The organism is Thermocrinis ruber, assembly GCF_000512735.1.
Lineage (GTDB): Bacteria > Aquificota > Aquificia > Aquificales > Aquificaceae > Thermocrinis > Thermocrinis ruber.
Genome location: NZ_CP007028.1, coordinates 1,069,520 through 1,090,713 on the forward strand (window position 1 = coordinate 1,069,520; position 21,194 = coordinate 1,090,713).

The window sequence follows — 21,194 nt, forward strand, 5'->3', positions numbered from 1 at the left end:
CGTCAAAAAGATAGGTGGAGGGAAGAAAGACGATCCGGTAGTAATCGTTGAACTTCACCTCTGGGTCAAGAACGGTAATAAATTTAGGGCTTATGCCTATATCTCTGTAAGACTTGACCACATCCTCCCGCACCATGGCCACCGCATAAGATATGATGTAAAGGTCATTTCTCTTTTCTAAGAGCTCGTTGAGAAGTTTTAACTGCTCCGAGTGTCCCACACAGGTTCTACTCCACACGTAGAGAACAATCTTCTTTCCCTTAAACTGACTTAGGGATACCTCACTCCCGTCTAAGGTCTCAAGGGAGAGGGGGGGGATAACCTCCCTTTGGGCACAAGAAACAAAAAGCAAGGTCAAAAAAAGTCCAAGTAGCCTCAAACCCTAACCAAAATCTTCTCTTTGAAGTCCGAAAGGGTCGGCTTGATCCTTATTGTTTCCTTTACATGCCCTTCCAAGACCTCCAAGGTTTTGTAGCCATTGCCAGTGATGTATGCTACCACCACCTCATCCTCTTTGAAGGCACCCCTTTCTGCCAACTTTTTGAGGACTGCGATAGTAGTTCCTCCTGCGGTTTCGGTAAAGATACCCTCCGTTTCCGCCAGCAATTTAATGCCCTCTATGATCTCCTCGTCTGTGGCAGTTTCCCAATCTCCTCTGCTTTCTTTGGTAACTTGAAGGGCATAGATGCCGTCCGCTGGGTTGCCTATGGCTATGGACTTAGCTATGGTGTTGGGTTTCACAGGCTTTATGTAGTCCCTGCCTTCCCTCCAAGCTTGGGCTATAGGGCTACAACCCTCCGCCTGGGCACCATACACTCTGGTGTTCATTTCATCTATTAGACCCACGAGCTTTAACTCCTTCAGTCCTTTCCATATCTTTGTTATCAAAGAGCCTGAGGCAGCGGGAGCTACCACCGCATCCGGTGCCCTCCAACCCAGCTGTTCTACCACCTCAAAGGCAAGGGTCTTGGAACCCTCCGCATAGTATGGTCTTATGTTTATGTTGACAAAAGCCCAGTATAGCTCGTTGGCGATCTCAGAACACAGCCTATTCACATCGTCGTAGGTGCCCTCCACCGCCACCACCGTGGGAGAGAAAACCAAGCTACCATAGATCTTTTGAGACTCAAGGTTTGCGGGTATGAACACAAAACAGTTCAGTCCAGCTTGGGCACAATGCGCCGCCACCGAGTTGGCAAGGTTGCCCGTAGAGGCACACGCCGCAGTGTCAAAGCCGAACTCCACCGCCTTTGAAAGGGCAACGGAGACCACCCTGTCTTTGAAGGAAAGGGTAGGATGGTTTACCGAGTCATCCTTTATGTAGAGGTTCTTAAGACCGAGGACTTTACCTAAATTTTCAGCCTTCTTCAGAGGTGTGTATCCGGCGGTAAGTCCTACCTTTGGCTCCTCCACGGGCAAAATATCTATGTATCTCCAAAGACTCTTTGGTCCTCTTTCTATCTTCTCCCTGGAGATATTCTTCTTTATCTCCTCGTAATCATAGACCACCTCCAAGGGCCCAAAGCAAAACTCACACACATGGATAGGTTCAGCAGGATACTCCTTTCCACACTCTCTGCACCTTAAACCCTTCACCTTTGCCATGGGATAAAATTATAACTTCTTTTCCGTTCTGTAGGGCACGGGTATATACTGAACAGAAGGCACCTGAGCACCCATGGGCTGAGGGTAAAGCTCCATCAGTTGGTAAACCTCTTCTGGCACTTCGGTGGATACATTCAAGCCAAGCTCCCTCAGCTTATCAACCCCCAGGGGAAAATCGTGGGTGTATTTGCCAGTGGCCAGCTCTTGGGCTATAGCCTTAGCCTTTTCCTCCTCCATACCATTTTCCATCAAAAGCCAAACCACATAATTAACCATCTGATCTATTGCCTTTTGGGCTACGTCTGCCATTATCAAGGTATGGTCTTCTATGTCTTTTAGCTCCTTTTTCTCCAAAACCTTCAGTATGGACGCAGCAGGTATGCCCTGCAGTTGTGGGTCCACGGGACCGAGCACCGCGTTGGGGTCCATTATGATTTCGTCTGCTGCAAGGGCTATTAAAGTGCCACCAGACATGGCATAATGGGGGATTATTACCCTCACGGGACCTTTGTGTCTGACGAGGGCGTTGGCAATCTGGGTAGCTGCAAGGGCTAACCCCCCGGGCGTGTGAATGATAAGGTCTATGGGCATATCCGGTGGCGTAAGCCTTATAGCCCTTAGAACTTGCTCTGAGTCCTCAATGTTTATGTATCTTATGAAAGGTATTCCAAAAAAGCCTACGCTCTCTTGACGGTGTATGAGTGTTATCACCCTGCTTTTTCTCTTCTCCTCAAGGGTGGAGATGAGGGCTTCCCTTGCCTTGTTAAGGCTGTACCTGCGTAGTGCGGGCATCAAGAAGAGGAAAAAGAATATGAACCAAAAAATGAGACTCAGAAGACTGTATATGGGGTTAATTACGCTTGGCTCCATACTGTAATCTTAACACATAACATCCCTGGAGTATAATGTGTTTGTTAATATTTTGGTAAAGCATAACAAAGTATAACAGAGAGGATGGGATGAATACTTATAAGCTTGCAGGAAAGATAGTGCAAGGTAAGTTAATTATTGTGCTTTCCCTTTTGCCATCAGCGATCCTTTTTGCCAAAGAAAAAAGCCCAAAAGATAAGCTTGTTGAACAAAGTTTTATAAACCAAAACCCAACTTACCAAAGAGGCACTTCATACAAAATAGAGGAAAAATACTACCAGCTTTTAGTTCAGAGCTTTTTGGGTGCCAACGACCTACAAAGCGCCCTAAGGGTGCTGGAGGATGCGGTCAGAAGATTTCCACAAAATCCCAAGTGGTGGGAGCTATATGGACAGGCGCTAATTTGGAACAACATGGGAGCCAAGGCGGGGGAAGTTTTTTACGAAGGTTATAAGAACACAAAAAATAAAGAACTTGCTCAAAAAGCCTTCGAAATCTCCCTAGCCTTTAACAGGATAGATATTGCCAAGGAGCTTATGGAGGTAGTTTCTGTTCCTCCCGATGTAAAGGTCTATATCTACGACCAATTGGGAGATGTTGAAGGGCTTTTAAAGTTTTTATACACGCTAAAAACCAAAGACATGCTTTTAATGAGAGCGGAAATACTCAGTGCGTTAGGAAGAAAAAAAGAGGCAGAAGAAACTCTTTACGAGTATATAAAACTATACGGGAAGGATGAAAAAAGCGTGCTACTTTTGGCAAACATCTATTATTCGGACAGGAAGTTTGAACAAGCCTTAAAGGTTTTAAAGGACTTTTTGCCAAGTGCCAAAGAGGATAATGTGGAATTTTACAGGACCCTCAGCGACCTTGCCTGGATGCTCCAAGATTACGACGCCACAGCTTTGGCTTCCGAAAAGTTAATTAGCTTTTCCAAGGGTGAGGCGACGGATTACATCAGACTATCCGAAATATACTTTAGAAAGGGTTCAAAAAGGGCAGTTTCCCTCGCCCTGGAGGGCTACAAAAAGTTTGAGGACATGATACTTTTGAAAACTGCCCTTTACTATTCTTACGCTTTGGGATTATACGATCAAACCGTTGCCATCTTTAAAGACCACAGAGACAAGCTACAAGATGACGTAAATACCGTGTTTCCCTATCTGCTTGCTCTACAACAGCTTGGTAAAAGGGAAGAAGCCCTTGAAGAGTTAGAAAAGATTTTGGCAAAGGCTAAAGCTCCCGAGCTTGTCTCCTTCTACATCTACTCCTTGGTGGAAGTCCAACGGGTGGAAAAGCTAAAAAGCGCCCTAAAGGAATACGAAGCATACACAAGGAATCCTTCGGTAGCCCAAGCCTATGCGGTAGCATACATATTTTTACAACAGGGTCAAACTGCCCTAAGATATTACAAACTATCCGGTTCCAAGGACCCATTACTCTACGCAGACATTATTAACGTGATGGGTATGGAGGAGGAAGCCAAAGCTATAAAGCTAAAAGCATACAGAGAGCTAACAAGTGATGGATTACCTCTGGATGACCTTGAAAAATTGAGGATATACCTCTCCTTGGCTATGGAATTTGAAAATCCGGAGGTCTTTGAAAGAAAACTCCAGAGGGCGAAGGGGGTTCTTTCGGACGCAGTTTGGAAAGATATATATTTTGTTTATCTCTTTTCAAAGGAGCAAAGGGAGAGGGCAATTCTAAAGCAAAGGTTATACAAGTATCCACTAAAGCCTTGGATGTGGCTAAATTTGGCCCTCTGGCAGGACGATAGGTATTTGGTGCTACAACTCTTAGAAAGTAAGTTAGAAGCCCTTCCCATAAGGGACAGGGTGGAGGCCTTAAGGCGAGTAGGTCAGCCAAGGAGAGCCTTGGAGCTTGCCTTTAAGGGTCTGGAGGAAAACCCGTATGACTACCAACTTTACAAACAGTTCAGAGACTTGGCGGTGCAAGAATCAAACAAAGTAAGCTTGGAAGTATCCCACCAAAGGAGAGACGCTTACGGACAGTTTGTTGAAAGACTGGAGGTAGAAACTAAATTGGGAGACACCAATTACTCCGTTGGGTTTAGGTCTTCCACCTTTCAACCCACATATAAAGATGATCAAGTCATAAGACAAAAGGTAGGGGGTTATCAAGCGGAGCTTTACTTACGTAGGCGGTTTGATAGGGGATACATTGGCTTTGGAATAGGACAATTGGAAAGGCTCAGGTCGGTGACGAATTTCCGTGTCTTTGGAGAGTCCTACCTATTTAGCGGGCTATCGGCGGGCTTTGAGGTCGGATACAGACAGCCCAGCACAGAGAGCCTTTACCTTGAGCTTGGCGGTTTAAAAAACTACGCTAAGCTTAGCCTAACATTTACTCCTTACAGTAGGCTTAGCTTTTACTCCAGCTTAGAGTTAAGTGAGTTTTATTCACAGGATATAAAAAGGTTGGGAACGGGCTTTTATACGTACAATGAAGCCCAATATAAGCTAAGGTTTGGCTATCCTGACTATACACTAAGGGCATTCTTTAGCTATGGCAATTACAGGGAAAAAGCAGGTAGCAAGGGAGTTATAGATCAGCTCTCTCCTTTTACCATTTTTAGGGTGCTACCAGAGAACTACTTCTCCCTCGGGCTGGGATTTTCCTTTGGCTTTGAACACAAATACTCGTACACACGCTTTTGGAGACCTTTCTTTGATGCAAGCTTAGCATACAATTCCCTTGGCGGTTTGGGTATATCCACAGAAGTAGGTATAGGTGGTGCGGTTTTTGGAAACGACAATTTATCCTTTGGACTATCCTTCAGTAAGAATACGGGTGGTATAAAGGAAACTGTAATAGGTCCCTATCTTATCTACAGATACTACTTTAGGTAATGTTTAGTGGTAGAGTTATGTGTTATATTTTATTAAAGGGAGTGGGTGGGATGAAAAAAAGCTTTTATTTGTTTATGTGCACCTTTACCTGTTGCAGTCTAACGCAGACATTTCGCCATAGAAGGAGGTGAAAAATGGGAAGGGTATATTTTGCAGTCTTAGTTCTCTTCCTGATTGTAGGCTGTGCGAGGGTTGTGAACCAAACACCTACTCTCCCTATAAAGGGAGAATCTTATGTGGTACTACCCTTTGAAAACTACACAGAGACACCCTACGCAGGCTACAGAGTGGCATCCATTTTAGAGGGAGTGCTTGCAAGCAAGGGCTACAACCTGATCCCAAGAGTTTGGTCCATAAATGAAAGGGAACTTGCAGTAGAAGAGATTGAAAAGCTAAAGGAAAGTGCAGTAAAGAACGGAGCAAGATACATAGTGCATGGTTCTGTCAATGAGTTCAGATACAAAACTGGCTTGGATGGCGAACCAGCGGTAAGTATAACCATCTTTGTCTATGATGCAAAAGAAAACAAAGTTGTTAAAAACGTTACAGTATCCGGTAGTGGTTGGGTGCATGAGTCCTTGGGTACACTCACCCAAAAGCTTTTAAACCGGGCTTTCTGATGCGTGCTTTTAGACTTGGTGAAAGAATAACGATTGAAAAGGTAATATTCGTAGAAATTTTCCTATTAACCACTCTTTTGTTAGTTTTGGGTTGGTATTTCAACCGAGAAGACCCACTCTTTATAAAAAGTAGATACGACTTAATAAACCTTTTAGTGGTTGCCCTTTCCCTTTACTACGGGTATTCTGGTGCTATTGTGCTAATATTTCTGCTTTCTGTGGGATACTTTTTCTTTTACCAGCCGTTTCCTTTAAACGATCTTCTGCAGAACCTCCTTTTTGCCCTTTTGTCTTCTGAGTTTAGATACATATGGGATAAAAAAATAAAGCTTGCACTTGCAGATAAAACCTATGCGGAACAGATGGCGGAACTTTATAGGAGGGAGCTCTTTAGCCTAAAGTTTGAATACGACCTGCTGGAAAAACAGTTTGTGCTTTCTCCCTACAGCGTAAGGAATATTTTGGAAAGGTTTAAAGTTCCCTCTTCAAAGGCTTTCATGGAGCTGATATCGGACTTCTTTGGCATTGTATCCGCAGAGCTTTACAAGTACGAAGATGGAAAGCTCATTTCTTTAGAAAAGTTGGGTGGCGGTGTGAAGGTAGATAAAGAAGACCCTTTGATACAGGAAGCCTTGGAGCTGAACACATCCTTTTATATTCCACCTAAAGACATACTGAGAAAGGCTATTAGCAAAGAGGTTAACTTTATAGCCCTTGTGGTGGCAGAGTCTTACGCGGGCAAGTTTTTACTCGCAATAAAAGACATGGACTTCTTAAACATAAACGAGGAAGTGCTAACCTACATGACAATTCTTTTGGAATATTACGGAGACAGTATAGCCTTTGAGGCTTCAGGTTTTTACTGCACAAAGTTTTGCGATAGGGAGTTTGAACTGCAAGCTTACAGGATGCAATCGCTAAAAGAACGCTTCGGAATAGACTCCTTTGTGGTTGTTTTTGAATATCCTCCCGAAAGAAGGGAAGAAGTGGTTAAGCTGAGAAGCATGGTTAAAGGTTTAGATAGAGTTTGCATAAATGAAAACAAAGTTTTTGTCCTTTTACCCATAACACCTAAGGAAGGAGTGGAAAGGTTCATAGAGAGGATAAGTAAAAACATGGACTTTTTGAAGGTAAAAGAGATAAAACCTATTGGGGAGTTCTGCAATGTTGGGTGAATATATAAGATCACTACTTGTGATATTGTTAGAAACAACGGGATTGTATACACTGATGAAATATCCAACTGTATTTGGATTCATAACCTATCTCTTTTCTCACTTTATTGCGTCACTCTTGCTTGCCACAATGGTGGCGGGGATTTTAAAAATTTTTTATAAATACCCTTACAGACATGCTTTAATCCTTAGCTTTTCTATCTTTTTCTTCCTCGGACCTTTTGCAGTTCTGTTTGGTGTGATAGTTTTTATCTACACAAAAATTTCAAAGGCACCTCTTCCTATAAAGGAAGTCAATTACGAGTTAGTTTTCAGTGCTAGGATTCTTTCGGAGAAAAGAAGGCTGGGTGAAGGAAGCTTAAGGTTTGCAAAGGTGAAAGACCTAGAAAGGGTGGTATATTTCACCAAGTTCTACCACCCTCTGACGGTAAGATTTTTTAAGGAACTTCTCTTTTCTGATAACGACGAACTAAGACTGCTTGCCAACAGTTATCTAAAAAACGCTGAAAAATACCTTCAGGAGCTAATATACGAATTAGAGAGAATTCTGGAAAGCCAAGATCTAGGGAAAGATGTTAAATTTTTTGTGTGCAGGGCACTGGCATTTCTAAATTGGGATGTTTATTATCTAGGCTTTATGGAAGAACAAATAGCAAAAAAGTACTTGGATAATGCTAAAGAGTACGTCATAAAAGCTCTAGAAATCAAAGAGGATCCTAGCCTTTATATGTTAATGGGAAGAATGGAGCTGATTTCAGGAGTTTATCGAAAAGCGTATGAACATTTCAAGAGGGCTTTGGATTTGGGTATGGAACCCGTCAAGGTATTACCTTACCTGTTGGAAGCTCTTTACAAGCTCCGTGATTTTAAAGAGTTAAAACAGGTTTCAGAAAAATACAGAGGAACTTACTCAGTTAATCCCAAAAGAATGGCTCTGATCTCCGCATGGGTATGAAGCTTGTAGATAAACAAACCCATATAGATGTGCTCTTTATAGCGGAGGGAACCTATCCCTTTATAAAGGGCGGAGTATCTACTTGGATCCATCAGATAATCACTGGTATGAGGGACCTAAACTTTGGAGTGCTGTTCCTTGGCTCAAGACCCGAGGATTACAAAGGCATTGGCTACGAGCTTCCGGACAACTTGGTCTATCTTGAAGCTGTGTATTTGTTTTCGGAGGAGGAAAATGTTCAAACAGAAAAAGCCGAAAGGGAGAGCGAAAGGGTAAGACTTCTGAGGATATTTCTCGATGACAGAGCCTTTGAAGAGCATTGGCAGGAGGTTGTTAGCTTTTCTTACTTTAATGAAGTCTCTTACGAGGACTTTTTGTATAGCAAAAACTCTTGGGAGCTTATAGAGGAACTCTACGAAGAGTTGGAAATTGATGTACCCTTTGTGGATTACTTTTGGACTATGAGAAACCTTTTTGCACCTCTCTTCGTAGTAGCAAAACTTGGAATGACACTGGAAAAAAAAGAAATAGGCTTAATTCATAGTCCATCAACGGGTTATGCGGGCTTTTTGGGAAGTTTGATGAGTAGAGAGTACAAAATACCTTTTATAGTTACTGAACATGGGATCTACACAAAGGAAAGAAAGATAGACATTCTAAACGCAAAGTGGATAGGAGTTCAATACAGGTACCTATCCAAGAAATACGACATAGACACCCTCAGAAAGCTTTGGATAAAGATGTTCGTAAATCTTGGGAAAATTTCTTATTACACCGCTATGGAAGTTTTTTCTCTGTTTGAAGATGCAAGAAAACAGCAGATAGGCTGGGGCTGTCCGTCTGAAAAGACAAGGGTTATACCAAACGGCGTGGATGTGGATAGACTTTCAAAGCTCTTAGAAAAAAGACCGAAGGAAATTCCGAAGGTGGTTTCCCTGATAGGAAGGGTTGTGGCCATAAAGGATATAAAAACCTTTATAAAGGCTATGAGTTTGCTGTGCCAACAGCTACCCGAGGCGGAGGGTTGGGTGGTAGGTCCCGAGGACGAGGAGCCCGAGTACACCCAAGAGTGCAAAGAGCTTGCAAAAATACTTGGAGTTGAAAATAGGGTAAAATTCCTAGGCTTTCAAAAGATAGATGATATTCTGCCCAAAACGGGGGTATTTACACTGACCTCCATAAGCGAGGGCATGCCCATGACGGTTTTGGAAGCTATGGCAAGCGGTGTACCCTGTGTTACCACCGACGTGGGTTCCTGCAGGCAACTTATCTACGGAGGGCTAAATCAAGAAGACGTAGAAATAGGTAAGGCGGGAGAAGTGGTTCCTGTGGGTGATGCAATAGGGCTTGCAAAAGCATACTACGAGCTTTTGACTAATGAAGAAATTTGGAAGAGCTGTCAAAGGGCTGGGCTTGAGAGGGTCCAAAGGTTTTACCGCTTTGACAAATTTATAGAAAACTACAGAAGTGTGTATAGAAAATATTTAGGAAAATAGCCATGGCGGGTATTTCTTTAGAGTTAAGAAGGCTTTACAGAGAGGGAAAGCTAGGAAGGGTCCTTTTGGCGGTGGGCTACTCTGCAGTTCTGGGAACAGGCAATTGGCTCTTTGCCATACTCAGCATCTTTGTATCCGCTTACATAGCGGAAAAGCTTTGGGGAGTGAGCGAAACCTTAATCAAATACCAGGTATACATCACATACTGCGTTTCCATAAGCCTGATTCTTTCGGGCTTTTTCCAGCTTTCCTTTACAAGGTATATATCCGACAGGCTCTTTGAAAAGGAGTTTGAAAGGGTTCTTCCAAACACCCACGGGGTGGCAATACTGACCGCAATCTACAGCTTCTTTATAGCCCTTCTGCTGTCTTTTTTCTTCTTTAAAGGATATCCATACTATTATCATGTGCTATTCAGCTTTACCGTTGCTACCCTTTCCGTTATTTGGGTGGTGAACGCTTTACTCACCGGATTGAAGAGCTACAGGCACATATTCGCATCCTTTGTTATCTCGTACTCAATAGCAGCGCTTGCGGTAATTTCTCTATCAAATTTTGGATTAGTATGGCTTATGCTTAGCTTTTATCTTAGTCAGACCTTACTGCTGTTTTTAATACTTTTCAGAGTTGCAAGGGACTATAGGTCTTCAAAACTTTTGGAGTTTGATTTTTTGAGAAAGGATAGGCTTTACAAAAGCTTGATGCTAACCGGATTTTTCGCTAACTTAGGTATTTGGATAGACAAATACGTGTTTTGGTACAGTCCAATGACGGGGACCCACGTGCTGGGGAACATGAAGGCGTCCGTCATTTACGATGTGCCCTTTACCCTGGCTCTTATTTCAATAGTACCCGGTTTTGCGGTGGCTTTTCTGAAGATTGAGCTGGAGTTTTTTGATAACTACGACGCGTACTACAAGGCGGTCAGAACTTGGGGAAGGTTGGATGACCTTTACAGGCTCGCAAACAAGATGATAGAAAGCGTCCGCTCAGCCTTTTTTGAAACTCTGAGATTTCAAGCCCTTACCGCCATACTACTTATCTTCATTCACGAGTATATATTTATATTTCTCAAACTGCCCACCGCCTACATTCCACTGTTTGAGATATTTCTCGTTGCCAAAGTATTCCTGATGGGATACATAGTTATTTATGCCCTTCTTTCTTACTTTGACCTAAGGAGGGAACTGGTTAAAATGACTTTTACTTTTGCCTTGCTAAACTTTGTCTTTACACTCCTAACCCAATTTCTCGGGGCGTACTTTTACGGTTATGGCTATATGTTTGCCTTAATGTTTTCCATGATATTGGGTATGGAATACCTAAGGAGGTTCTTGAATGATGTTCATTATAGGACTTTTGCTCTTCGTGAGTAGTTTGTTGGCGCAGGAACTAAAATGTGTGCTACTTTACTATCATCACAAACCTTTGCCCGATGATGTGCTCTATGCTTACGATTGGGTCGTGCTGGATGCGGACAACCCTTATATGGAGGTTTTGAAGGAGAAGAGCTTTTATCAAAAAAAGAGGGCAAAACTCATAGGTTACATGAGCGTAGGAGAGATAGAAACCTACAGGGACTATTACAAAGACCTTAAAAAGTATTCCATCGGAAGAAATCCCATGTGGAAGTCTTTGGTGGCAGATGTGAGGAACAAAGAGTACAGAAAGTTCCTTTTGGAGGTGGTGGCTAAAAGGATTGCGGACAGAGGCTTTGATGGGTTCCTTTTGGACACTTTAGATTCATACCAGCTTTCCGCCAGAAAGGAAGAGTGGAAAGACTTTCAGGACGCCCTTGTGGATTTTGTAAAGGAGCTAAGAAAAAGGTATTCCAACAAACTGATAGTTTTAAACAGAGGCTTTGAGTTTATAGATAGAGTTAAAGAAGACATAAATGGCGTTTTGGTGGAGAGTCTTTTTAGTGGGCTTGATGCAAAAAAAAGATACAGGGCAATTTCTGAGGAGGAAAAAAAATGGCTATTGGACCAGCTAAGCAGGATAAAGTCCTATGGCATTCCCGTGATAGTGGTGGATTACGCAGACCCGAGGGACAAAAAGAAGGCAAAGGAGCTTGTTGGAAAGATCGCGGAGCTTGGGTTTATTCCATACGTGGCAGACAGGGAGCTTTCAAGGGTCGGATACTCTCTCTGTTCTTTAATTCCAAGAAAGGTTGCCATTCTCTATAGTTCAAAGGAAAATCCGGTAGCCCAGTATGAACCCACTCACAGGCTCACATCTATGGTGCTTGAATACTTGGGTTTTGTGCCCGAGATGTTTGACATAGAAGAGGAGTTGCCCGAAATTTACCCAGAGCTCGGCTATGCGGGCGTAATGGTGGGTTTTTTAGGAAAGCTTGACGAAAAATTAACTGATTGGTTGATAAAGGCAAAGGAAGAGGGTTTAAAGCTGTTCTTTTTGAACTCGCTGCCCTACAATGAAAAATTTTATAGAGCCTTTGGTATAAGGGTAGAAAGGAACAGAGAGAGGTCTATAAACCCTTTTAGGCTGATAAGACCGAAGGAAAACGGGGGCTTTGAGGCGCCAATAAAGGTATCCTACACGGATACTCTGTTAATTGCAGAAAAAGGAACACCCATGGTTGAGGTGGAAAACTCCCTCGGACAAAAACACCATCCTTTTGCCCTCTTTGATTGGGGAGGATACGCAGTTAATGAATCCCTCTTGAACTCAGAGGAACTGTGGAGCTTTGACCCTTTTGAGGTGTTCAAAAAGGTCTTTGGGACCACCCTTTTGATCCCTGACCTTACCACCCAAAACGGTGGAAGAATACTTACCGCCCACATAGATGGAGATGCCTTCTTTGGAGACGCAGAATTTGACCCTTCCAAGACCCTGGGAGAGGTAATAAGGGAAGAAATAATAAAAAGGTATCCTATTCCGCATACCGTTTCCATAGTAGTGGGAGAGGTCTCCAAGGATGGACTGTATCCGGATAGGTCAGAGAGGTTAATAAACGTAACAAAGAGCATATTCTCAATTGAGTGGGTTGAACCCGCAAGCCACAGCTTTTCCCATCCCTATGACTGGCAACCCAAATACAGAAAAAGGGAGCTACCTTACGGCTACAACCTTCCAATAAAAGGCTATAACCTCAACTGGGACAGTGAAATAAGAGGCTCGGTAGAATGGATCAACAGAGAGGTTTTGAAGGACCTTGGAAAAAAAGTTAGAGTTTTCCTCTGGACGGGCGAATGCAACCCAAACAGAGAACAGCTAAGACAAACCTACCAGCTTGGCCTTTTCAACGTCAATGGAGGACTGACCACAATAACCCAGCAGGAGCCCTTCCTGAAGAACATAGGTCCCTCCGGTGTCAATTACGGACCCTACTTTCAGGTCTATGCTCCCGTGCAGAACGAAAACATATACACAAACCTTTGGACGGGTCCCTTCTGGGGCTTTTTAAATGTTATACAGACCTTTGAGCTCACAGAAAACCCAAGAAGGTTAAAGCCTATTTCTATTTATTATCACTTTTATTCAGGGCAAAAGTTGGCTTCTTTGAACGCTTTGAAAAGGGTTTACGAATGGGCTCTATCAAAGGAAGTAAGTCCCATGTTCTTGTCCGAGTATAGCAGGTGGGTTTTGGACTTCAGACAGACCGCCATAATGAGATGGGAAGAAGGCTTTAGAGTAAAAAACGCGGGCGGATTGAGGACCCTGAGGTACCCAAAGGAATGGGGCTATCCGGACGCAGAGAAGGGCAAGGGAGTGGTGGGCTACAGGGAAGGGAAGGATGGCTACAACTATCTCTTTCTGGATGGTTCGGGAGACTACTATTTGGTCTTTTCCTCCCAAAAGCCAAAGTTTGCACTTTTATACTCAAACGGCTATGTAGAAAGCTTTGAAAGAAAAGGAAAAGAGTATAGGCTAAGGCTAAGCTCCTACCTACCTTTGGAGGTTCGTTTGGAAACCTCTTGCAAAGTGTTCATAAACGGAAAAGCCTACAACCCTGGGGTTGTTGAGTTCAAAGGAGGAAAACATGCGGACATCAAAGCGGTATGCACTGATTAAAGCCTTTTCAATAGAGGATTACCTGGGAATAATTCTGACCGCACTGCTGGTGGCGATCCTTCTTTTTCCAAAAGGCAAGTTAGAAAGATATCTGCCCGAGTCTGTGGAGATAAACATAGACTTAGCTCTTGCCTACTACAGAGCCCTTTTGAGAACAAACCTTTCAGTGGATATATACGACGCCCTGGTCAAGTCCTACATTAGAGTAGGTAGGACTAAAGACGCTATAGAAGTAGTTTCAGAAATGGAAAGAAAATATCCCAATGACCCAGATATATTGTTTTTGAAGTATCAACTGCTAAAGGCAGAGTATTTCTCCGTCAAAGACGAAGGACAAAAGAAAAGGATAAAAAACGAGATAGAAAAGCTCTTGAGTCTTTACATAAAACTAAAAATGGACACAAGCTCTTTAGAAAAAGCCTTCAAGGAAGCGGAGAGTATGGACATTCCCGAGATTGCATACAGAACTTCCGCTGTATTGGCGGAAAGAACGGGAAACCTTTTTTGGATTGAGAAAGCCTTTTACTACTCAATAGCCTTCAAGGACTATGCCACGGCTTCAAGGTTTGCGGATGTGTTGGTGGAAAAGAAGGGTAAAGCTTTCGTAAAAGACGCCATCAACCTTGCACTGCTTTCGGGAAATCTACAAAAGGCTTTTGACTATGCAAGAGCCTACTATCAGGAACTTCCACCAGCAGAAAGGCAAAGTCTGATAAAAAGGCTCATAGAAGTAGGGCTTACCACAGAAAACTATCTTCCCTTCAGGGAATACATGAAAAAAAGCTTTCCTTTGACACCCGAGGAAAGGCTATACTTGGAAAAGGAGGTTATGAAGCGCGCCCTTTGGGCAAAGGATTATGAGACTTTGAAAAGGCTGATCCTCGAAAACCTGCATTTGAGCAAAAGCCTTGAATACAGGACCTTCCTTTTGGAGCTTGCTTTGGGAACAGGAGACCCTTACTTTGCCCGAGATGTAGCCAAGAGGCTTCATTTTGGTGATAATTAAGCTAACCCGCTGTTTTATAATTTTAGCCTATGGAAAAAAGCTACAATCCAAGGGATATAGAACAGAAGTGGCAAAGGCACTGGGAGGAGCTTGGAGTTTTTAAGGTGGAGGAGGGAGAGAATAAGGTCTATGTGCTTGAGATGTTTCCATACCCATCGGGGCGCATTCACATGGGTCATGTTAGAAATTACACCATTGGAGATGCTCTGGCGCGCTTTTTGAGGATGAAGGGAAAAAGAGTTTTGCATCCTATGGGATGGGACGCCTTCGGTTTGCCCGCGGAAAACGCAGCGCTAAAACATGGAGTGCATCCCGCCCAATGGACCAAGGAAAACATAAATTACATGAAACAGCAACTCAAAAGTATGGGCTTTTCCTACGATTGGGACAGGGAGATTGCTACCTGCGACCCAGAGTATTACAAGTGGAACCAGTGGATCTTTTTAAAGCTCTACGAAAAGGGCTTGGTTTATAGAAAGGATGCGGAGGTTAATTGGTGCCCTAACGATGAGACGGTCCTTGCAAACGAGCAGGTTATAGAGGGCAAGTGTTGGCGTTGTGGAACACCCGTGGTAAGGAGAAACGTGCCCTCCTGGTACATAAAGATCACCGATTATGCAGAGAGACTTTTGGAAGACTTAAAGCTCTTGGAAGGTAAGTGGCCCGAAAGGGTGATCCTCCAGCAAAGAAACTGGATAGGTAGGTCCGAAGGGGCGGTAATAAAGTTCTATGTGGACGAATTACCCATAGAAGTCTTTACCACTAGACCGGACACGGTTTTTGGTGCCACCTTTTTGGTGCTAGCACCCGAGCATCCACTAACTTTGACCCTTGCCAAGAGGGGAGGTAGGCTGAAAGAAGTGGAAGAGTTTGTCAACAAAATGAAGCACATGTCCTCAAGGGAGAGGGGGACCCAAGAGGAAAAGGAGGGCGTATTTCTTGGAGTGTATGCGAAAAACCCTACCAACGGTGAGCTGATTCCCGTATGGACCGCCAACTATGTGCTCTATGAGTATGGCACTGGGGCGATCATGTGCGTGCCCGCCCACGACCAAAGGGACTACGAGTTTGCCCAAAAGTACAACCTTCCCATAAAGGTGGTAGTCAAACCCAAAGACTCAGACCCGCCAGAGGGCAAAACCTACATAGATCCTGGCATCCTCATAAACTCCGGACCCTTTGACGGAATGGACTCAGAGAGGGCAAAAAGGGAAATAACCCAGTGGCTAAAGGAGAAAGGTTTGGCGGACTTCAAAATCACATACAGGCTGAGAGATTGGAACATATCCCGCCAAAGATACTGGGGTACACCCATTCCCATAATTTACTGTCCAAGCTGTGGTACTGTGCCAGTACCGGAGGATCAACTCCCTGTTTTACTGCCAGAAAAGGTGGAGATCACAGGACATGGAAATCCTTTAGAGAAGGTGGAGGATTGGGTAAATACCACCTGTCCCAAGTGCGGAGGTCCCGCCAAAAGAGAAACGGACACCATGGACACCTTCTTTGATTCTTCTTGGTATTTCCTCCGCTACTGCGACCCAAAGAACGACAATCTACCCTTTGACCCCAAGAAGGTGGAAAGCTGGATGCCGGTGGATTACTACATAGGCGGTATAGAGCATGCGGTCTTGCACCTTCTGTATGCCCGGTTCTTCCAAAAGTTTCTCTTTGACCTTGGGCTTGTGAAGGATCCAGAGCCCTTTGAAAGGCTCATCACCCAAGGTATGGTGCTAAAAAGGTGGGTGAGCATTGAAAAGTTTTTGGAGTATTTGGGACTGAGTTTGGAGGACTGTGTGGAGCTTTTGAGGGCTAAGATCTCTGAGCTTACTTCTTGATAATTATCATTGTTATCTTTTGTTTTTCCCCTAAAATAAAATCCATCAAAGTAAGGAGGTGTAAGCCATGTTTGAATACAGCGAAAAAGTATTAGATCACTTTTTGAACCCAAGGAATGTGGGTGTTTTGGAGGATGCCAACGGCATTGGGCAGTGTGGAAACCCTGCCTGCGGAGATGCTATGCTATTTACCATAAAGGTAAACCCCGAGACAGACGTTATAGAGGATGTGAGGTTTAAAACCTTCGGCTGTGGCTCTGCCATAGCGGTTTCTTCTCAGCTTACAGAGATGGTCAAAGGCAAGACCATAGACTACGCCCTCAACCTAACCTACAAGGACATCTTTGAAGAGCTGGGCGGACTTCCCCCTCAAAAGATCCACTGCACCAACTTGGGCTTGGAAACTCTGCATGTGGCCATCAAGGATTACCTTATAAAGCAGGGTAGGCTTGAAGAGGCAGAAAAGATTCCCGACTGCTACGAAGAGCAAGAAGAGGAAAAGACCGAGTTTGAGTTCCTATCTCTATGAGCCAGATAAAGGCATTGGCACTGCTTTCGGGTGGATTAGATAGCACACTGGCAATAAAGTTAGTGCAGGAGCAGGGTATTTTTGTCCATGCCCTGCACTTTTATACAGGCTTTTGTATAACTGAGCATAAGAGAAGGCTGGGAATAAAAAAAGAGGACGGTTCCCAGTATGTGAACCCAGCCCTAAAGGCTGCGGCGCAGTTGGGTGTGCCTGTAGAGATTGTAGATATCTCCGAAGAATACTTTAATGTACTGCTGAACCCAAAGTACGGCTACGGTAAAAACGTAAATCCGTGCATAGACTGCCGGATAATGATGCTGAGAAAGGCGAAGGAAATAATGGATAGGGAGGGCTATCACTTTGTGATCACTGGGGAGGTGGTGGGTCAAAGACCCATGAGCCAGAGGCTACCCATACTAAAGCTTATAGAAAAAGAGGCGGGCTTGGAAGGCTATGTCCTTAGACCTTTATCCGCTAAGCTACTTCCACCAACGGTGCCTGAAAAGATGGGTTGGGTAGACCGGGAAAAACTACTAGACATAAAGGGAAGGGGCAGGAAGGTGCAAATAAGCCTTGCAAAAAAGTATGGCCTAGACTACGAACAGCCCGCTGGAGGGTGTTGCTACCTGACGGATCCCAACTATGCCTTAAAGTTTAAAGAGACCTTGGAGAGGGAAGGCTCCATAACAAGGGAAGACCTTGTCCTTTTATCTGTGGGAAGGCACCTAAGACTTCCCTCCGGCGTCAAGCTTGTGGTGGCAAGGAACGAGGGAGAGGTTAATTTTCTGAGTGGTTTTAAAAACCGTTATGGCTATGCCCACAGAAAGGACCAACAGGGCACCCTTGTTATAATTAAAGGAGTACCAAAGGAGGAGGAATACCCCCTAATAGCAGGCGTGGTTTGCAGGTACTCAAAGAGGGAACCCGCAGAGGTGATAATAAAGGTAAAAGACGAGGAAATGGTGATACTAGGGGAGCCTTTGGAGGATGAGATCCTAGAAAGCTTTAAAATACTTAAAGGAGCGTCCCATGGAGTTGGATAAGATAAAGCCCGACGTAGTTCATGATGTAGTGGGGACCTTTTGCCCTGTGCCCGTAGCAGAGACCTCTAAAATGATCAAACAGATGCAAATAGGGCAGATTTTAGAGTTGATAGCGGATGACCCGGGCGTGGTGGAGGACATTCCCGCCTGGTGCAAGGCTACGGGGCAAGAGTTCTTGGGCATGTACGAAGAAGACGGCGAGTTTCATCTCTTTATCAGAAAAGTAAAAGAACTATGAGGGAGAGGATCACCTTAGACATAAACCTCAAAGAACTTTTGGAGAAATACCCGGAGACTAAGGAAATACTGTGGGATTATGGACTTGGCAAGTTGGAAGAGGAAGACCTTCTTGACATAGTGGCAGACAAGCTAACCCTTAAGGGCTTCTTTAGGTTGATGGAGTTGGATGAGGAAGATCAGGGAAAACTCTGGATGGAAATCCAAAATTTAATTAGAGAGTTGGAGGATTCATCATGGAAAGAGAAAAACTAAAAGAAGTTGAACTGGTCCTTGAAAAAATCAGACCAGCCCTTAAGGAACATCACGGAAACCTAAAGGTTGTGGACATCAAAGAGGGTGAGGTGTATCTACAGTTTGAGGGTGGATGCACCGACTGTCCCATAGTGGACGTTAGCGTAAAGGAAGTGGTGGACATTGCCCTCAAGGGCAATCTAGACTGGGTAAAGAAGGTGGAAATCTCCGTTCCCAAGCACAATCTTTTATGAAAATCTCCGGAAAGACCGCCCTCTACGGCGTCGTCGGATATCCCATAAGCCACTCCCTTTCTCCTGTCTTTCAAAACAGAGTCTTTGAGCATTTGGGCTTAAACGCGGTGTATGTTCCCTTTGAGGTAAAACCCGAGGACCTAAAGACTGCCCTTGAAGGGCTAAAGGCACTGGGAATAAAAGGTGTGAATGTTACTATCCCACACAAGGAGAAGGTCCTTGAGCTCGTTGATTACGCAGACGAGCATGCCAAAAATATTGGGGCGGTAAATACGGTCAAGTTTGGAGAGAGAACAGAAGGCTACAACACTGACTGGGTTGGCTTTTTAAAAAGCCTTAAAGAAATTCTTCCCGAGTTAAAGGGTAAAAAGGTTTTAGTTTTGGGGGCTGGTGGTTCTGCCAGGGCGGTGCTCTATGCCCTAAAGCAAGAGGGAGCGCAGGTCTTTTTGTGGAACAGAACAAAAGAAAAGGCTAAACTGCTCTCCCAAAGCTTTGGGGTGGATGTGGTGGAATCTCCAGAGGAGGTTGTGCCAGAGGCAGACCTAATAGTAAACACCACTTCGGTGGGCTTGACGGAAGACTATATGCTCTTTGATTACTCCCTCATAAGAGAGGGGCAGGTGGTCTTTGAACTGCTTTACAACAGGCAAACCCTTCTAAAGGAGTGGGCGGAAAAAAGGGGAGCTATATACTCAGACGGCTTGAAGATGCTCGTATATCAGGGATTGGAGAGCTTTAGGTTATGGACTGGCTGTGAGCCAAGCCCGAAAGTTGCCCTTCAAGCTCTTTCTGAGCATCTAAAACTAACTCTTTGAGGAGGGCTATGTAGGTGGGATGATCCTGCAAAGTGGGAATCCTCACATACTCTTCTACTCCTAACTCTTTAGCAAGGTTGCCATACTGATGGTCAAGTTCGTAAAGGGTTTCCGAGTGCTCGCAGGTAAAGGAAACGGGCACCACAACGATCCTTTTATGGCCGGCTTTTACAACCTTCTCCAAGAGCTCCTCTGTTTGTGGCTCCAGCCACTTGACAGGTCCCACTTTGCTCTGATAACCCAGGGCATACTTAACTCCGGGAAAATGCTCCATTATTAGCCTTACCGTTTCTTCCGTTTGATCCTTGTAGGGGTCTCCCCTCTCTATTACCTTTACCGGCAGGCTGTGGGCACTGAAGAGGAAAAAGTATTTTTCGGGTTCTTTTACCCTCTCTTTGATCCTCTCCACCATTGCCCTTATGTAAAGGGGATGGTTGTGATAAGAGTGGATTTTTACGAAGGGGAGGTTCAAGCCAAGCCTTTTATATACCCTTTCAAATTCGTTAAAGGAAGAGCCGGTGGTGGTTTTGCTGTATTGGGGATACATAGGAAGAAGCACAAAAGCCCTTGCTCCTTCTTCTATAGATTCCTTTACTGCAGTTTCTATAAATGGCTTCCAATATCTCATGGCAGGCTTTACAATGAAATTCTCGGGCAGAATTTTTTGCAGGGCTTTTGCTTGGGCTTCTGTCTGTTCCCGCTGAGGAGATTTCCCTCCCATCAACTCGTAGTAGTGCCTCGTCTTTTTTGCCCTAAAGAAGGATATAAAGAAGGCTACAGGTTTTTGGATGGGTCTTGGTATTTCTACGATGTCGTGGTCCGAAAATAGATTGTATAAGAAGGGTCTGATGGCGTCTAAGGAGTCTGGTCCTCCCATGTTTAAAAGCAGAACCGCAATTTTCTCCATAGCTTTATTTTAGTTCTCTCAAGTCTATTTTGCCCTCGTAGATTGCCTTTCCAACCACCACTCCTTCCACCAAACCGTAAAGTTTTTTCAGATCCTCCAGGCTTGCCACCCCACCGCTGGCGAGGAGTGGTTTTTTTGAAACCCTTTTGAACTCCTCGTAGGGCTTTGGGTCCACACCCTCCAGGGTACCATCCCTTTCCACCACCGTATAAAGATAGCCCCATATGGGCTTTTGGTCCCACACCTTAGCCAAATCCTGAGGTGTATAGGAACTCTCCTCCTTCCATCCGCCCACGGAAACCTTCCCTCCCTTGCTATCCACCGAGAGTATCAACCTGCCGGGAAAGGCTGTTAGCATCTCTTCAAAAAGCTGGGGGTTCTTGAGGGCTACCGTGCCAACTACAAAAAGGTTTATACCTTCTTCGTCAAGGATTTTCAGGGTTTCCATAGACCTTATTCCACCACCCACCTGAATGGTTCCAGAAAAAACTTTTCTTATGTTCCTTATTGCCTGTAGGTTCCTTGGCACACCCCCAAGGGCACCGTCCAAATCCACAACGTGGAGCCGAGAAAAACCGAGCTCTTCAAAAAACCTTGCCACCTCCTCTGGCTTTTCTGAATAGACCTTTGCATGGTCCTCTTGTCCTCTGTATAGCCTTACCAAGCGCCCTTCCTTTAGGTCAATGGCTGGGATCAAAAAGT

Annotated in this window: 19 protein-coding genes and 1 pseudogene; 15 read left to right on the plus strand and 5 right to left on the minus strand. The window is 44.3% G+C overall.

Going from position 1 to position 21,194, the window contains the following annotated elements; translation table 11 throughout:
- Position 1 precedes the first annotated feature (1 nt).
- The 3 genes and pseudogenes from THERU_RS08715 to THERU_RS05745 all read right to left on the minus strand — a co-directional run.
- A pseudogene (locus THERU_RS08715) lies at positions 2 to 379 on the minus strand (TlpA family protein disulfide reductase); the annotation flags it as partial.
- On the minus strand, positions 376 to 1,605 hold the full coding sequence (gene thrC, locus THERU_RS05740) for a threonine synthase (RefSeq protein ID WP_025306324.1): 1,230 nt from the start codon (positions 1,603 to 1,605) through the stop codon (positions 376 to 378). The pseudogene THERU_RS08715 and the gene thrC, both read right to left, overlap by 4 nt.
- Positions 1,606 to 1,614: 9 nt before the next feature.
- Positions 1,615 to 2,475 (minus strand): SDH family Clp fold serine proteinase, encoded by an 861-nt coding sequence (locus THERU_RS05745; protein WP_038532178.1) that lies wholly within the window; start codon positions 2,473 to 2,475, stop codon positions 1,615 to 1,617.
- Positions 2,476 to 2,564: 89 nt separating this feature from the next.
- Here THERU_RS05745 and THERU_RS05750 point away from each other — a divergent pair, with 89 nt between their 5' ends.
- From THERU_RS05750 to THERU_RS05820, 15 genes are all read left to right on the plus strand, one after another.
- Positions 2,565 to 5,348 (plus strand): tetratricopeptide repeat protein, encoded by a 2,784-nt coding sequence (locus tag THERU_RS05750; RefSeq protein WP_025306326.1) that lies wholly within the window; start codon positions 2,565 to 2,567, stop codon positions 5,346 to 5,348.
- Between the two features lie 134 nt (positions 5,349 to 5,482).
- Complete coding sequence (locus THERU_RS05755; RefSeq protein WP_025306327.1) at positions 5,483 to 5,968, plus strand: hypothetical protein; 486 nt, start codon at positions 5,483 to 5,485, stop codon at positions 5,966 to 5,968.
- Positions 5,968 to 7,143 carry a hypothetical protein gene (locus tag THERU_RS05760; protein WP_025306328.1) on the plus strand — a complete coding sequence of 392 codons (1,176 nt, stop codon included), beginning with the start codon at positions 5,968 to 5,970 and terminating at the stop codon, positions 7,141 to 7,143. The genes THERU_RS05755 and THERU_RS05760 overlap by 1 nt, the downstream gene beginning before the upstream one ends.
- 55 nt (positions 7,144 to 7,198) lie before the next feature.
- Positions 7,199 to 8,098 carry a tetratricopeptide repeat protein gene (locus THERU_RS05765; protein WP_156916204.1) on the plus strand — a complete coding sequence of 300 codons (900 nt, stop codon included), beginning with the start codon at positions 7,199 to 7,201 and terminating at the stop codon, positions 8,096 to 8,098.
- Positions 8,089 to 9,594 (plus strand): GT4 family glycosyltransferase PelF, encoded by a 1,506-nt coding sequence (gene pelF / locus THERU_RS05770; RefSeq protein ID WP_245565803.1) that lies wholly within the window; start codon positions 8,089 to 8,091, stop codon positions 9,592 to 9,594. Before THERU_RS05765 ends, pelF begins: the two co-directional genes overlap by 10 nt.
- Before the next feature lie 2 nt (positions 9,595 to 9,596).
- Positions 9,597 to 10,970: an exopolysaccharide Pel transporter PelG gene (gene pelG / locus THERU_RS05775; RefSeq protein WP_025306331.1), complete on the plus strand. Its 1,374-nt coding sequence runs from the start codon at positions 9,597 to 9,599 to the stop codon at positions 10,968 to 10,970.
- Positions 10,933 to 13,629, plus strand: a complete 2,697-nt coding sequence (locus THERU_RS05780) for a bifunctional glycoside hydrolase/polysaccharide deacetylase family protein (protein ID WP_025306332.1) — start codon at positions 10,933 to 10,935, stop codon at positions 13,627 to 13,629. The genes pelG and THERU_RS05780 overlap by 38 nt, the downstream gene beginning before the upstream one ends.
- Positions 13,598 to 14,635, plus strand: a complete 1,038-nt coding sequence (locus THERU_RS05785) for a hypothetical protein (protein WP_025306333.1) — start codon at positions 13,598 to 13,600, stop codon at positions 14,633 to 14,635. The genes THERU_RS05780 and THERU_RS05785 overlap by 32 nt, the downstream gene beginning before the upstream one ends.
- 29 nt (positions 14,636 to 14,664) lie before the next feature.
- A complete protein-coding gene (gene leuS, locus THERU_RS05790; protein ID WP_025306334.1) occupies positions 14,665 to 16,473 on the plus strand; it encodes a leucine--tRNA ligase in 1,809 nt (602 codons plus the stop codon).
- Positions 16,474 to 16,540: 67 nt separating this feature from the next.
- Complete coding sequence (locus THERU_RS05795) at positions 16,541 to 17,002, plus strand: iron-sulfur cluster assembly scaffold protein (protein WP_025306335.1); 462 nt, start codon at positions 16,541 to 16,543, stop codon at positions 17,000 to 17,002.
- Entirely contained in the window at positions 16,999 to 18,045 is a 1,047-nt protein-coding gene (locus tag THERU_RS05800) for a hypothetical protein (protein WP_025306336.1), read from the plus strand. Before THERU_RS05795 ends, THERU_RS05800 begins: the two co-directional genes overlap by 4 nt.
- Positions 18,032 to 18,283, plus strand: coding sequence for a sulfurtransferase TusA family protein (locus tag THERU_RS05805; RefSeq protein WP_025306337.1), 252 nt, complete (start codon positions 18,032 to 18,034; stop codon positions 18,281 to 18,283). The genes THERU_RS05800 and THERU_RS05805 overlap by 14 nt, the downstream gene beginning before the upstream one ends.
- The gene (locus tag THERU_RS05810) at positions 18,280 to 18,537 is read left to right on the plus strand and encodes a DUF1858 domain-containing protein (protein ID WP_025306338.1); all 258 of its coding nucleotides are present in this window, start codon (positions 18,280 to 18,282) and stop codon (positions 18,535 to 18,537) included. The genes THERU_RS05805 and THERU_RS05810 overlap by 4 nt, the downstream gene beginning before the upstream one ends.
- Positions 18,519 to 18,770, plus strand: coding sequence for a NifU family protein (locus THERU_RS05815; RefSeq protein ID WP_025306339.1), 252 nt, complete (start codon positions 18,519 to 18,521; stop codon positions 18,768 to 18,770). Before THERU_RS05810 ends, THERU_RS05815 begins: the two co-directional genes overlap by 19 nt.
- A complete protein-coding gene (locus THERU_RS05820; protein ID WP_025306340.1) occupies positions 18,767 to 19,585 on the plus strand; it encodes a shikimate dehydrogenase in 819 nt (272 codons plus the stop codon). The genes THERU_RS05815 and THERU_RS05820 overlap by 4 nt, the downstream gene beginning before the upstream one ends.
- Here THERU_RS05820 and hemH read toward each other — a convergent pair.
- Together hemH and hisA are read right to left on the minus strand one after the other, a co-directional pair.
- Positions 19,506 to 20,492: a ferrochelatase gene (hemH, locus tag THERU_RS05825; protein ID WP_025306341.1), complete on the minus strand. Its 987-nt coding sequence runs from the start codon at positions 20,490 to 20,492 to the stop codon at positions 19,506 to 19,508. The genes THERU_RS05820 and hemH overlap by 80 nt on opposite strands.
- Positions 20,493 to 20,496: 4 nt before the next feature.
- Entirely contained in the window at positions 20,497 to 21,189 is a 693-nt protein-coding gene (gene hisA / locus THERU_RS05830) for a 1-(5-phosphoribosyl)-5-[(5-phosphoribosylamino)methylideneamino]imidazole-4-carboxamide isomerase (protein WP_245565804.1), read from the minus strand.
- Positions 21,190 to 21,194: the final 5 nt, after the last annotated feature.